Raw genomic sequence first — 14,033 nt, 5'->3', positions numbered from 1 at the left:
ATATCGGTAAGGCGTGAACCGTTAGTTAAATACCCCGGTGGATAGATACCGATCGCCGCGATCGCAGGCTATCGCCACAATCACGCTGCCGGGGTTTTCCGCCGCAATCCGCAGAGCACCAGCCACCGCACCGCCGGTACTCACACCGCAAAATATGCCCTCCTGACGCGCCAGTTTCCGCAGCGTATTCTCGGCATCAACCTGCGTCATATCCAGAATACGATCGACCAGATCGGCGCGGAAAATACCTGGCATATAATCGGGCGTCCAGCGACGAATACCGGGAATATGGCTGCCCTGAGCAGGCTGTAGCCCGACCGTACAGATTGCCGGATTCTGCTGCTTCAGATAGCGGCTGACGCCGGAAATCGTGCCGGTCGTTCCCATACTGGAGACAAAATGGGTCAACTTGCCCGCCGTCTGCTGCCAGATCTCCGGGCCGGTCGTGAGAAAGTGCGCCAGCGAATTGTCCGGGTTATTGAACTGATCGAGCATCTTGCCCTCTCCCGCCTGCACCATCTGCTGCGCCCTATCCCGCGCGCCTTCCATTCCCAGCTTGCGGTTGACCAACACCAGTTCGGCGCCATACGCACGCATCACGGCCTGACGTTCATCGCTCATATTGTCCGGCATCAGCAGACGCAGCCGATAACCTTTTACCGCGGCAATCATCGCCAGCGCAATACCGGTATTGCCGCTGGTCGCCTCAATCAGCCGATCGCCGGGGCGAATATCACCGCGATTCTCCGCCTGCAAGATCATCGAAAGTGCCGCCCGATCTTTGACCGATCCGGCAGGGTTATTTCCTTCCAGCTTCAGCCAAATTTCACTGGTCAGCCCCTGCGTCACACGTTGCAATTTCACCAGCGGGGTATTGCCAATACAATGCTCAAGCGTTGTCACACGTTGCATCCTAAAAAGTCTTACTCACTCGAGTGAACGATAAAATAGATAAAATTGGCGTTGCTGACAAACCTATGATGGTGAATTCGCGGTATACGGAACTCACACGACCGAGGCAATCGCGCTCGCGGCAGCGAAAAAGCAGAAAGAACTGATGCCTGCACAGCGGCAGACATCAGGAAAACCAGTCAGCCCTTACAGCGACAAAAGCTGATCCAGAGACGGCGCAAAGAAGTAGCTGCCGCTGACAGCACGCGTAAAGCGCAGCATCTCATCACGTTTACCGTCACGATCGCCGAACATGCTCAGTAACTGCTGCTCGATGTTATGCAGACGTGCACAGTAAGCGACGAAATAAAGCCCGTTCTTCCCGCTGGCGGTGCCATAAGGCAGGCTCTGACGCAGGATCTTCAGCCCCTTGCCGTCTTCCTTTAAATCCACACGGCTGAGATGTGACGTGACAGGGCGCTGATCGGACGACAGTTCTTCATTGTCCTGCTTCGTGCGGCCAATCATTTGCTCTTGTTGCTCCACACTAAAACGCTGCAACTGCCTTAGATTGTGTTCCCAACGTTGGGTGAACACGTAGCTGCCGCCGGCATCCGGCTGGCCTTCCGGGATAATCGCCACGGCGTGACGGGCATCCCCTTGCGGGTTTTCCGTACCGTCCACGAAACCGCTGAGATCGCGATCGTCCACCCAGCGAAAACCGTGCGTCTCTTCCTCAATACGAATCGCACCACCAAACGCGGCTAATGCAGCCTGAGCCAACGTGAAATTGACATCGTGGCGAAGCGATTGAATATGGATCAGCAGATCGCGCTGCGTGGCAGGTGCAAGCCCGTTGCCCAATGGCGTAAACGGCTTCAGTTCCGCCGCACCGTGATGGCAGTCCAGATCGCGCCAGACATCGTTGCCAAACGCCAGTACCGCGCCTAATCCGGCATCAGGGTGCTGCTGCTGCAAATCTTGTAATGTCTGACAGAATTTTTTGCATCCCTGCCGGATAGCATCAAATTCTCCCTGAACCATGGCTTCCATAAAAATGGCAAAACGGCGGTGTTCCAACAAAATACCGCTTTGAATTGGTGTCATTTCTGCTTCCTCAAACGTCGATTTTTTCTTTTGTTGTTATAGGTTTACTGCTGTGATCGTGGCGAATGACTGCCATGATCGATACCGACCATGGCCGCCCCCTATTTGTAATCATACCGGAAGCCACTTGGCTTCTACCTTGCTTAAAAACAAACTCGTCCTTTAAATTAGTTTCGCGCCTGCGCGTGCCACACGATTTTACTCACTTTCCAGGTTTTCAGAATATCGTCAGACGGCATCAACCCTTCCGGGCCACTCCACTCACCGGAATAGATATAGCTGATGTGGCTACTCTGCGGTGCAGCACATTCAACGCTCTGAGCGTCATCGCCTTGCCCCAGTTGGCAGACATCGAATGCTTTGGTGTAGGTATTGCCAAACGCATCACCCATTTTCACCCCGCCCTCGCTGGCAATCGCCGGATCCATGACCTCAACTTTACGCACGCTGCCCTTCGGCTGGCCGCTGATGATCATCTTCACCGCGTTACCATCCAGCGCCTGATAAAACGCCACCAATTGACCATTGGAAGTGCCCATACCGCTACGCAGTTGATAATCCCCTTCCAATGCGCTTCGTAGCGCCCCCTCGGACAGCGGTGTACCCGCATTGATGCCCCCAACGCCCGCTTCCGTGACCTGTAATGCACTGCCAAACCAGTTAAACGGCGATAGACTGGACCAGGAGAAATGAGAAAGCGCGCTACATCCACTCAGCAACAGCGGTACACCCAGCACCAGCGATAACCCCAACGGGCGAAAATTCATGGTATATACTCCTCAAAATTGAACGGTTTCCGTCGTCAGCCCCCCTGGCAAGCTGGTGAGTTGGAGTCTGCGAGCGACGAAAAGTGCCGTAAAAGACGGGATAATCCTGCGGGGGATTATACCCTAAATAATGCGAGTTTCAGGAAGGCGACAAAATAAGGACAAATTCGTCGGGAATGCATGTGAGCAGCCAACGGCTGGCTGCCAATCAGAACCGTAGACCTCCCAGCAATCGGGAAGCCTACGGGCAATATCAACTGCGCGGCGAGGCGAAATCCGTTAAGTCATAACGGTGCGGGAACAAATCGTCCAGCTCCGTTTGATGCGTAACTGCCACCACGGTACACATCGGCAATGCCAGCTTGACCAGCGCCAGAAGCTGTCTGGCAGCATCATGATCGAGATTGCTGGTCGCTTCATCCAGATAAAGCGTATCGGGTTTGGCAATCAGCGCGCGGGCAAAAGCGACACGTTGACGCTCACCGCCGGAAAACACCCGATCCCAGTTTAGTTGCGCATCCAGTCGATCCCGCCATGCCCCCAACCCCACGCTATCCAGCGTTTGACGTAGCATCTCGGTGTCAGCCAACGGCGGATGGGGATAACAAAGGATCTCTGCCAGCGTCCCCTGCCCTAGATAGCTTTGCTGCGGCAGCAGCAGGCTATGCCCTTCAAGCGACTGCCAACGGCCATGGTAATACGGCCACAGGCCGCTTAACGTACGCAACAGCGTTGATTTCCCCAGCCCGCTGCGGCCAGAAAATTGACTCCAGCTACCCGCTTCACAGCTCAGATCGACATTTTGCAATAGTGGAGCACCCTGCGGGGTGGTAAAGGAGAGTTGCTCAATGCGTAAACGCTGCCCGACTGGCACATCGGCTTCTTCCGACTGATGACGTTTGATTTCCGCTTTGAACTGACTGAGACGCGCCATACTGGCGGATAAAATCACCAACTCCTTATACTTATGGATAAACCAGCTCAGCGCCCCATGAACCTGCGCAAATGCCCCACGAATCTGCATGAGGCCGCCCAGCGTCACCGTTTTATTCAGGAAGGCAGGCAAGGCAGCAAAGATCGGCACAATCTGGCTCACACGCATATAGCCCGTGGTGAAAAAGCCCAAATTACGTTCGGCATTCATGAAGCGTCGCCAGTTCGACACGATGGCCGAGAAATGGCGTTGAAGCTGTGTTTTCTCCTGCGCCTCACCGCCATACAGCGCGATTTGCTCGGCGTTATCATGCTTACGCAGCAACGCGGCACGGAAATCGGCCTCGGCTTTTTGCTTCTCGTAATTAATATCGTGCAGGCGTTTTCCGACCACATGCGTGATTAAACTGCCGATCAGCGTATACAAAACCACAACCCAGACCAGATAGCCTTTAATCACCCATTCTTCACCAAACAGCGTCACGCGCTGCACGCCCGATAGCCCCCACAAGATAACGACGAAAGAAAATAATCTGGCCGTCACGATCAAAAATTCGACGACCAGACTCACGGCTTTGTCGACGAAAAGGTTGATATCTTCGGCGATACGCTGGTCGGGGTTATCAATTTTGCCTGCCACCGACATGCGATAAAATGCCCGTTTCGCCAGCCAGCTATCAACCAGTTCAGCGGTTAACGCACTGCGCCAGCGGATAATCAGCAGTTTGGTAAACCACTCCTGATAGACGATCGCCCCGATATAGAGCAGGATGAAAACGCCGTATTCTTTCATCAGAGAAAGCAACAAACGGCTGTCAAATGCCCCTAAGGCATCATAAAACGTTTTACTCCACTCGTTTAACAACACATTAAGATAGACAATCACTCCCCCCATCGATATCGCCACGAGCAATAGGAGCCACGCCTGCCAACTGCGTTTACCGCCCCAAAAGGGACGGCAGAGATCGACAAATTGCGCTATGACCTTCTTCACTCTTGCACCTCTTGCGGCAAGGTGATGTAAAGCACCCGGTTCTCCGGGTTATACAGCGTCGCCGACATGGCTCGCACACCTTCCAGCGTGATGCTGTCAGCCAGTGTAGAGACACGACTCAGGTAGCGGGGATCGTCATAGTGACGATAGCTCAGGAGCAAACGGCGCTGTATCGTGGTGATATCACCCTGACGCCGTTTTTCCGCCTGAATGAACTTCATTTTCTGCTCATCGACATCCTGCTGGGTAATGTTGGACGGTAACTCAGCAAAAACCTGCTCTGCCAACGCCCATAGCTCTTGCGCACGCGCTGGCGCGCTGGTGAAACTCACTTCTGTTTCAATCCGCTGTTTTTTATCTTCCAGCTCGCTCTCGACACGCATACGGTAAATACCCAGCGCATCATCACGCAGGCGCGTCTTGAGATATTTATTGGCAATATCGCGGGCGACACTCACCTGCACAGCGGCTTGCGGCGTCCACACATACGGCGTGAAGCTCCATGTGCGGATATCGGCGCGTGGTTCGATATTGATAGCCGCTGTCGCCTCACGTTTCCCCGCTAGCGCCAGAGGGGGTTTTACATCTCTGGCAGGCTGACGTGGGATCGTCGCCAAATAACGTTCAACCGACGGCAACAACTGTGCAGCAGGCATATCCGCGATCAGATAGTAGGTGACGGGGGCAGCCGCCGCCTTATGCCACTGTGACAGCAGCGCTGGCGCTGAGATTTTCTTTAGCTCCGCCATTTCTGGCTGCGGCCAGATTGGCCCACCAAAGCGCAGTGTCGTGATGTCATCAGCACGTTTTCCACCGACGGACCGATCGTCATTGGCCTTCTGACGCGCCAGACTCATCATGCTCTCTTTCATCACATCGGGATCGATACCAGGCGCGATATTCAGCGCACGGTATAGCCCCAGCAAATTTGCCAGTTGTTCAATCGGAGCATTCCCGCCCACGGTCAATTGATCCGCTTCCTGATCGATGTTCAATGACAGGGATTTATCTTTCTTCCAGTGAGTTAGCGCTTCCCCACTCCAGGTTGCTGGCCCACTCTGGTTTACCAGTTGGCTCGCCAACTGTGCCTGCCACGGATTCAGCGACGCCGCCATGAATCCGGCCTGGCTCGTCGCCGTGAGATACACTCTTTTACCCGCTTCCGGCGCACGCAGCCATACGACGCGATCGCCATTACTCAACTGCCACTGCTCTACCTTTTGGGCGGCAAAAACCGTCATTGCCGTCCGTTTCCCGCTTTGCGTCACGGCAGGAAGCTCAGGGATAACGTTTTGTTTTTCTACCTGTAACGGTGCCAGCGTCGCGGCGGCCCACTGCGTCTGTAACTGACGAATCGCCCCCGGCTTCGGCAAGGTGAACGGCGTCGCGCCCGGTACGCTAAACTGCACCAGCGTATCGGGAGACACTAACCAGCGTTGCAAATGGCGGTTGACGTCTTGCGCAGTGATGGTGTCCAGCGCTTTCAGCGCATCTTTACCCCGCTGCTGGCTACCCACATAGGGGCGATCTTGCTGCCACGCCACGGTTAACTGCTGTACCCAATCCGCAAACTCACGGGTTTCAGGGGTATCGCTCATACGCTGCGCGGCTTCACGAATATCAGAGGCAACCGCCGCGATGTCCTGCTCGTTTAACGGATAGCGTTTTAACCGCTCAATTTCTTTCAGTACCGCAGACAGCGCGACGTCATGGCCTCCCGGCATGACATTAGCGAAAAAGCCCAACGCGGCGGTGGTTTTACCGATATCCGACTTACGCACCACCAGACTGCTGGCGTCTTGCGGCAGTTCCGCTTTCTGCCGACGCACCTGACGCGTCAATGTGGTTAACGTCATCTGTGTCAGCAAGCGGTGACGGAAATCGGGTTGGCCAAAAGTCTCTTTGTCATTGAAACGGTAGACAAACGACACCTGACTACTACCGCTTTCACTATCCTGCAAACGTGCGACGTTGATCTGCGGTTTCAGCATCGGCTCATAGTAATCACGGGCTGGCACGGCAACATTTGGCAATGGTGCAAAATAGCGTTGAATGTCGCGTTCCGCCTCCGCTGGCGTGATATCGCCGATGATCATCAAACGCATGTTCGACGGCTGATACCAACGCTGATAGAAATCCTGTAGTACGCGGGCTGGCGTGCCGTTAATCGACGATTCAGTGCCAATCACCGGGCGGGAAGGATAGCGGGAATCATGGCGAATCGCCTGTACCCGCTGCTGATTCATCCGCTCCGCTACACCCAGCTTGCCACGCCACTCTTCCAGAATGATTTTGCGTTCGTCATCAAGATCGCTTTGTCGCAGTGTGGCGTGCCCCGTCATCTGACTCAACGCCTGCAAGGCCGTTCCCAGATCGCGATTCCCTTTCGGCGGGCTCATCATATACTGGGTGCGCTCGTAGTTGGTCATCGCATTGTAGCTCTGCCCGCGTCCCCACCCTTGCTTGTGCAGTTCCGTACTCACACCGTGAGGAAATGCCTCGCTGGCGCGGAACACCATATGTTCGACCATATGCGCCACGCCAGATTCGTGGTCTTGCTCATCAATCGAACCAACATCGACAATCAGGCGAATATCGACGCGCGTTTTCTGCCCTTCCAGCGGCACAAGGGTGTAGCGCAGTCCATTTGCCAGCGTCCCTTCTTTAATAACCGGTAACGGACTTTTTATTTCTTCAGCCTGGCTGATAACACTTCCGGCTAAGAGATAAATCCCCCCCATTAGCCAGAATATAATTTTCTTTTTCATCACTGCCCTTTATTCTTTTTATCACTTACCACGAATACTTCACGTCCAGCCAAAATTGACGCCCTAAGCCATAACTCGCTTCGGTTTTGTTGGCTTTATTCAGAACATTGAGGACATCTACACCCACTTGTAAATTTTGTTTACCTAATGGCTGGGTATACGTCACACGCCAATCCAGGCGCATGTTATTGCCATACTGTTCTTCTTCATAAACATCAGTAGCGCCAACATATCCGGCACAGCGGTTATCATCCGGGCAATTAATCGTTTCAGTCAGTGTCGATGCTTTATACCCGCCGGTATAACTCAAACGTTGAGTCCAATCTAAACGCCAATTCGGTATTTCAGTATTCAGCTCAACAAATGCTGTCCAGGGACGGTTAAAGTTATCTGCCGGTTTATCAATTGCTCGGATCATTTTCCCGTTGTAGAGAATATAACCATCGACATCGGCCTCGGTGTCATAGTCTGTATTTGAAGAAGTACTTTTATGAATATTCGCGCCCGCCGTCCAACTGAATATCGCAGAGTTCCACTCGATTGGGGAAACGGGTTTAACCACCAGACTAAACGTATCGGATTCAGATTTTCCGTTATTGGTTAATTCATAGATTTTTGTGGTTTGATTTTGTTCAGCAGAGAACTGGTCTTTCGCTTCACGGTGAACCCATTTCAGCGCCCACACCGTGTCATAAATACGCTGCTGCACACCGAGATTCAGCTCATCACTGTAGGGCGTGTTTAAAGAGGTGTATCGGTAATTAGTTTGGCTCAGTGTTCGACCAAAAACCCAATCACCGGGGGTTGTATCCGTTGATTGCACGGTACATCCGCCCCTGCTATTCAGCGTATTGGCACGACATTCGGTATACGGTTGTTTACGCGCTTCACGCAGCTTATAGGCCAGTACATTGCCAGCATAGTAACGGTTCACCCCACCGAAAACCTCAGTGGAACGATCGCCCCAAACGTCATAACTGGTACTAAAACGCGGTGAGATGTTCATGTTTTTCATGTAATCGTCATAATCCACACGAACACCGGGTACCATCGTCAAACGCGAAGCCGTCAGCGTATCCTGTAAATAAACCGCGTAAGTGTTGGCGGCTACGCTTACATCAGACGCTTCATAAACCACCCGTTGGCCGAGATACTGTTCACCGTTGATACAGGCAGAATCGCCGCTGTTGCACACAATGGCGGTATTTCTGGTTGACACGGCATAATTGTAAGAAGTGTCTTTCCGACGATAGCTTGCCTGAGAGAAATCCGCATCAAGTCCAAAATCAAACTGATGCTGTATCCCCCATGCAGAGAGAGGATTGAGCTGCCAGTCGTGTTTGAGGTTAATTCCCTTCTGCTCGGTTTTAATCGTGCCATATCCCCCCTCATTTGCCGAGTTTGCCCCCGATCGCCAGTCAATACTCGGCGTGAGCCCCCACACATAGGCATCTTTTTTATCGTTCGCGATCGTATTTTCATTCTGTTTCGCGATCAGCTTCGTGGAGACTTTACCGAAAGCGTTCTGGTTATCCCATCCCAGATTAATACTTGTACCGCCGCCCTCGTTGGTATATTTCGCGTCTTTATAATTCGCGCGAACATACGTCGCCGTGTGGGGTGAATACATGAATGAAAGACTGAACTGGTTGTTCTCATTCGCATCCCACGCCCCACGCAACATATAGCTTTCCGATTCACGCGATTGGTCTTCCCATTTCTGCATATAATTATGCCAATATGGGATGCTCGATTCTTTACGGTTATAAACAAACATCAGCGCCGCATTATCACTCAGCGGCTGGCTGACGTTCAGACTGTAGAAATCCTTATTAAATTTAGGCTGTCTACTGTGCGTTGAGCCGGTGTTAAACGAGGCTTCCTTTTTTTCCTCAATATGATACTTAGCCCATGATGAGCGCGTGGTGCGGTAAGATACGGAACCCGATGGCTCAGTAAACGAGGGTTTTTTCAGTTTGGCATCAATCACCCCACCGGTGAACTGACCATACTTAGCCGACACATTGCTGTCGTAAACCGATACACTCTCAATCAGGCTACTGTCTATCCAGAAGGATTCAGGATGACCAGAAGGGAAATCATTACCCGCATTCCCATTAGCAGTCGAATCAACCTCACCGACGTTCACCCCAGGGTTCAGACGATCGTTGTTCGACATCCCGTCGATCATAAAGTTGTTGTTATAAAATTTTTCGCCGTGAAACGAGACGACATCCGGTGCTAACTCTCCGGGGGTTTCACTGTTATTTGATGTTTCCGAAAATTGTACGTTCGGGTTGGTACGCAGCAGCTCAGTGATATTGCCATTCGCGGTCGGCTTTTTCGCAATCTCCTCCGCAGACAATTGCTGGCTACCGATCTCCATTGGCCCCGGCGTAATTTGCGCCTTCACCAGAATCACATCGCCGCGACCTTCATTTTCTACCCCACGATTCTCTGCACTCGTATTGCTTGTCTGTGCATCATCCGCCGCGGGCACACTCGCCCTTGGGCGAATGATAAAAGCGTTACCGGTTTCTGTCGGCTCGGCATAAAGATTATTGCTGTTCAATAACCGATCCAAAGCCTGTGCCACCGTATAGTTTCCTTCCAGCGCAGGTGCTTGCTTTCCTGCCACCAGTTTGCCATCAACACCAAAGTTAGCGCCCGTTTGTCGCGCTAATTGTGTGAGTGATTTTTCCAATGACTGTGCGGGAAGGTGTATTGATTGTGCTGGTGCCGCTGCGCCAAATGCTGGACTCCCTCCGCTTAACGTCAGAGTTAACAGAGTGGTCGGCCAGATTGTGTTACGCATCCCCAAAAAATTACGCATGAATTTATCCTGAATTATTTTATGTTTTCAGGAGAGAAGACGTTGCTCAGCAAAAATCGGGCAGAAGAAAATAAAAATAATTATCATTTATATTTAATTTATTGCCTTTATCATTGATTATTAATGATTTTTATTTTCACTAATCCAGACAAGGTAACCGAAAGGCTGCCGGACGGAGATGGGAAGGGAATGTTTCAGTAACTCCAGCGCCTGCTGGCTATCATTCAATGGCAGAACGCCAGTAAAATGCAGGTGTTCCAGCGCCTGACGCTGACGTGGATCCAGATAAATCAATCCTGAATAGTGGCGGGAAAGTTCATCGACAACCTGAATGAGCGGTGCATTTTCAAATACCAGTTGGTTGTGAATCCAGCCTGCTTCTGTCGATGCGCTCACAGGACGGGTAATATGTAGACGATCAAGCCCAACCTGTTGACCAGCATTCAGGTCAAGATGGAGATTAGAGTTATCATTTGCCGTCACGCGAACGTGTGATTCATCAACGCTCACCAGCGTATCTTTCCCCGTATCACGTACGCTATAGCGGGTGCCCAATGCCTGGGCCGTTATCTGTGTACTATCTATCACAAACGGTCGGCTGTACGGATCTTTGGCAACCTGCGCGTACACTTCGCCACGTAGCAGCGTGATCGTTCGTTTTTGTGAAGTAAAAGAAATATTCACAGCCGAATTACTGTTCAGTATCAGCCCACTGCCGTCATCCAGCACGATACGCCGAACTTCACCAGCCACGGTATGCTGATCGGCCAGCCAATAAGTATAAGGCAACTGGCTTAGCAGCCAGCCCCCCGCAATGAATATCGCCAGAGCAACATAACGGGATGCGCCTGATTTGCGCGCTGTCGCAGCCGGCGTGATGGCGGCGCTTGCCCATAGTTGCTGCATCTGATGATAAACCACAGGATGACGGGCATCGCTCAGGCACCACTGCTGCCATTCCTTATGCAGTAATTGGGCGTCTTCGCTATCCTTCTCGACCTCAGAGAAGCGTAATACCCATTCAGCGGCTTGCTGCTGAATTTGCGCAAAATCAGCGTTACGCTTCATTCTGTTCCTGGAAAAAAATCCGGCTGTGGAAATGCACCATCGCTTTCGCCAGATATTGCTTCACGCTACTTTCACTCACCTGTAACGCCTCAGCGATCGTCCGGTAATCGTACCCTTCCACACGCGCCATAATAAATGCCCGCTGTACCTTCTCATCCAACTCATGGGTCAAAATATGCAATGCTGTCGCCACAAGCTGGCTTATCGCAACACGGTATTCCGCAGAGTGCTCTTCTTCTCCATCAACCAGCACCGCTAACGCCGATAACGCATCTTGTTCGAGTTTACGCTTACGAAACTGATCGATCATGACGTGATTCGCCGTCACCATCAGATAAGCCTTTGGTTGTCGGATAGCGGAGGGATCGGCAAGCGTCAGGAGTTTTAGAAAGGTGTCCTGGGTGAGATCATCGGCCTGATGAATACAACCCATTTTCTTACAAAGCCATCCCCGCAGCCATCCTTGGTGGGTCTGGTAAAAATCACTCCAGAAAGAAGTTAGCTGCGTCATAGTGGTTTCAACAGGCAGAAAGCAGATGAGAATAGTTTAATTGATACTCATTATCATCTAAGCCTGTAGCACGATGCAACACTTTTCAAACAACATCCCCGAGGAACGGGGCTGCACACATCAATATTCCCGATCTTCAATCAGGCGTTTTCCCAGCGTAATGCTATCGACAATCTCGTAGTCGAGTTTCTCATACATGCCGATCACCGCATCGTTGTCTTCCCGCACCATCAGGTGAATCTTCGGGCAGCCGCGAGCAATGAGCTTTTTCTCCAGTCGGCTAATCAACGCATTCGCAATACCGCGCCCGCGAAAATCAGGATGCACCCCCAGATAGTACGCCGAACCACGGTGGCCATCGTAACCGCCCATGACCGACCCCACAATTTCGCTGTTCACCTCGGCGACCAGAAATAGGTCGGGATCGTGATTGAGCTTACGTTCGATGTCCATTTCAGGATCGTTCCACGGACGCAGCAAATCACAACGTTCCCAGAGAGTGATCACGGCTTCAAAATCATCCTGCCTGAATATGCGGATTTCCATCACAGTCGCCATTTTGCAATAAGGTAAATCGTGATTATCGCGTGATTTTTATCAGACGCAATCTCAAATTGCGCGCCGCCTTCAGGAATCACACAACCGATAACTGGGGATCGATTTTATTGATGGTATACTGCCCGCCTTTATTACCGTGCCGCCATCGCGATGGAAACAACATGCCCACTCTGTCTGACGTCAATGCAGTAAAACATTTTTTGCTTAGCTTACAGAAGGATATCTGTCAGCAGTTGGCTGCTATCGATGGCAAAGCTGATTTCGCCAAAGACGAATGGCAGCGTGCTGAAGGTGGCGGCGGATGCAGTCGCGTGCTATCCGAAGGACGCCTCTTTGAACGCGCAGGGGTTAATTTTTCCCATGTGGCCGGCAAGTCATTGCCGCCTTCTGCCAGCACGCAGCGCCCTGAACTGGCTGGCCGCAGCTTTCAGGCGCTGGGCGTGTCGTTGGTGATTCACCCGCTCAACCCTTACATTCCCACCAGCCACGCCAACGTGCGTCTATTCATTGCCGAGAAACCGGGAGAAGAGCCAATCTGGTGGTTTGGCGGCGGATTCGATCTTACCCCCTATTATGGTTTCAAAGAGGACGCGGTGCATTGGCATCAAACCGCTCACGACCTGTGCCAGCCGTTCGGTGACGATGTCTATCCGCGCTATAAAAAGTGGTGCGATGAGTACTTCTTCCTGAAGCACCGTAATGAGGCTCGTGGTATTGGAGGACTGTTTTTTGACGATCTGAACGCGCCGGATTTTGCGACCAGTTTCGCCTTCATTCGTGCCGTAGGTAGCGGATTTCTCGATGGTTATCTGCCCATCGTCGAACGGCGTAAAGATTTGCCGTGGGGAGAGCGCGAGCGCGAATTCCAACTCTATCGTCGCGGCCGCTATGTGGAATTCAACCTGATTTGGGATCGCGGTACGCTGTTTGGCCTGCAAAGCGGCGGGCGCACCGAATCCATTTTAATGTCCATGCCGCCGCTGGCTCGCTGGGAATATCAGCACCAGCCTGAACCGGATAGCCCGGAAGCCAGACTTTATCGAGATTTTTTGCCCGTCAGAGACTGGCTGGTAGAAAGTAACACGCACAATAAGGAAGCATAAAACATGCAGATTTGGGTCGATGCCGACGCCTGCCCTAACGTCATTAAAGAAGTGCTATTTCGCGCGGCGGATCGCACACAAATGCAGGTCACGCTGGTCGCCAACCAAACCATAAAAGTGCCGCCGTCGCGTTTTATCCGCACGCTGCGCGTCCCCGCGGGTTTTGACGTCGCCGACAATGAAATTGTGCGCCGCGTTGAAACAGGCGATCTGGTGATCACCGCTGATATTCCACTGGCATCGGAAGTAATAGAAAAAGGCGGCGTCGCGTTGAATCCGCGCGGGGAACGCTATACGCCGGACACCATTCGGGAACGGCTGAACATGCGGGATTTTATGGATACCATGCGCGCCAGCGGGATACAAACCGGTGGCCCCAGCGCCTTGAGTCAGCGGGATCGCCAGCAATTCGCCAACGAGTTGGACAAGTGGTTGCAGCAGGCCAAAAAGTGATCGCGCCCTGCCTCATCTGCATAGCAGGCAAAGCAGGAGTCAACATC

Annotated in this window: 11 protein-coding genes; 2 read left to right on the top strand and 9 right to left on the bottom strand. The window is 52.3% G+C overall.

Annotated elements, in window-relative coordinates:
• Positions 1 to 21: 21 nt before the first annotated feature.
• The 9 genes from cysM to OI69_RS08440 all read right to left on the bottom strand — a co-directional run bounded on the left by cysM (position 22) and on the right by OI69_RS08440 (position 12,418).
• Positions 22 to 903 carry a cysteine synthase CysM gene (cysM, locus tag OI69_RS08480; protein WP_039348889.1) on the bottom strand — a complete coding sequence of 294 codons (882 nt, stop codon included), beginning with the start codon at positions 901 to 903 and terminating at the stop codon, positions 22 to 24.
• A 195-nt stretch (positions 904 to 1,098) separates the two neighbouring features.
• Positions 1,099 to 1,998 (bottom strand): Dyp-type peroxidase, encoded by a 900-nt coding sequence (locus OI69_RS08475; protein WP_039348702.1) that lies wholly within the window; start codon positions 1,996 to 1,998, stop codon positions 1,099 to 1,101.
• A 167-nt stretch (positions 1,999 to 2,165) separates the two neighbouring features.
• Entirely contained in the window at positions 2,166 to 2,765 is a 600-nt protein-coding gene (locus tag OI69_RS08470; protein WP_039348700.1) for an RpoE-regulated lipoprotein, read from the bottom strand.
• Positions 2,766 to 3,018: 253 nt separating this feature from the next.
• Positions 3,019 to 4,692, bottom strand: coding sequence for an ABC transporter ATP-binding protein/permease (locus OI69_RS08465; RefSeq protein WP_039348697.1), 1,674 nt, complete (start codon positions 4,690 to 4,692; stop codon positions 3,019 to 3,021).
• On the bottom strand, positions 4,689 to 7,460 hold the full coding sequence (locus tag OI69_RS08460) for a M16 family metallopeptidase (RefSeq protein WP_039348694.1): 2,772 nt from the start codon (positions 7,458 to 7,460) through the stop codon (positions 4,689 to 4,691). The genes OI69_RS08465 and OI69_RS08460 overlap by 4 nt, the downstream gene beginning before the upstream one ends.
• Positions 7,461 to 7,485: 25 nt before the next feature.
• Entirely contained in the window at positions 7,486 to 10,293 is a 2,808-nt protein-coding gene (locus OI69_RS08455) for a TonB-dependent receptor (RefSeq protein ID WP_080752624.1), read from the bottom strand.
• Positions 10,294 to 10,413: 120 nt separating this feature from the next.
• Positions 10,414 to 11,361 carry a FecR family protein gene (locus tag OI69_RS08450; protein ID WP_039348692.1) on the bottom strand — a complete coding sequence of 316 codons (948 nt, stop codon included), beginning with the start codon at positions 11,359 to 11,361 and terminating at the stop codon, positions 10,414 to 10,416.
• The gene (locus OI69_RS08445) at positions 11,351 to 11,872 is read right to left on the bottom strand and encodes a sigma-70 family RNA polymerase sigma factor (protein ID WP_039348690.1); all 522 of its coding nucleotides are present in this window, start codon (positions 11,870 to 11,872) and stop codon (positions 11,351 to 11,353) included. Before OI69_RS08445 ends, OI69_RS08450 begins: the two co-directional genes overlap by 11 nt.
• Before the next feature lie 120 nt (positions 11,873 to 11,992).
• Positions 11,993 to 12,418 carry a GNAT family acetyltransferase gene (locus tag OI69_RS08440; protein ID WP_039348688.1) on the bottom strand — a complete coding sequence of 142 codons (426 nt, stop codon included), beginning with the start codon at positions 12,416 to 12,418 and terminating at the stop codon, positions 11,993 to 11,995.
• A gap of 182 nt (positions 12,419 to 12,600) precedes the next feature.
• Here OI69_RS08440 and hemF point away from each other — a divergent pair, with 182 nt between their 5' ends.
• Together hemF and OI69_RS08430 are read left to right on the top strand one after the other, a co-directional pair.
• The gene (gene hemF / locus OI69_RS08435; protein WP_039348883.1) at positions 12,601 to 13,533 is read left to right on the top strand and encodes an oxygen-dependent coproporphyrinogen oxidase; all 933 of its coding nucleotides are present in this window, start codon (positions 12,601 to 12,603) and stop codon (positions 13,531 to 13,533) included.
• A gap of 3 nt (positions 13,534 to 13,536) precedes the next feature.
• Positions 13,537 to 13,986 (top strand): YaiI/YqxD family protein, encoded by a 450-nt coding sequence (locus tag OI69_RS08430; protein ID WP_039348686.1) that lies wholly within the window; start codon positions 13,537 to 13,539, stop codon positions 13,984 to 13,986.
• Positions 13,987 to 14,033: the final 47 nt, after the last annotated feature.

This window comes from Pectobacterium fontis, from assembly GCF_000803215.1.
GTDB lineage: Bacteria > Pseudomonadota > Gammaproteobacteria > Enterobacterales > Enterobacteriaceae > Pectobacterium > Pectobacterium fontis.
Note: the sequence above shows the minus strand (reverse complement) of the source record. Positions and strands in the feature narration are given on the sequence as shown.

Coding starts and splice junctions, on each gene's coding strand:
- OI69_RS08470 (WP_039348700.1), bottom strand. CDS start 2,765: ATGAATTTTCGCCCGTTGGGGTTATCGCTGGTGCTGGGTGTACCGCTG.
- OI69_RS08460 (WP_039348694.1), bottom strand. CDS start 7,460: ATGAAAAAGAAAATTATATTCTGGCTAATGGGGGGGATTTATCTCTTA.
- OI69_RS08440 (WP_039348688.1), bottom strand. CDS start 12,418: ATGGAAATCCGCATATTCAGGCAGGATGATTTTGAAGCCGTGATCACT.
- OI69_RS08430 (WP_039348686.1), top strand. CDS start 13,537: ATGCAGATTTGGGTCGATGCCGACGCCTGCCCTAACGTCATTAAAGAA.
- OI69_RS08455 (WP_080752624.1), bottom strand. CDS start 10,293: ATGCGTAATTTTTTGGGGATGCGTAACACAATCTGGCCGACCACTCTG.
- OI69_RS08475 (WP_039348702.1), bottom strand. CDS start 1,998: ATGACACCAATTCAAAGCGGTATTTTGTTGGAACACCGCCGTTTTGCC.
- OI69_RS08450 (WP_039348692.1), bottom strand. CDS start 11,361: ATGAAGCGTAACGCTGATTTTGCGCAAATTCAGCAGCAAGCCGCTGAA.
- OI69_RS08445 (WP_039348690.1), bottom strand. CDS start 11,872: ATGACGCAGCTAACTTCTTTCTGGAGTGATTTTTACCAGACCCACCAA.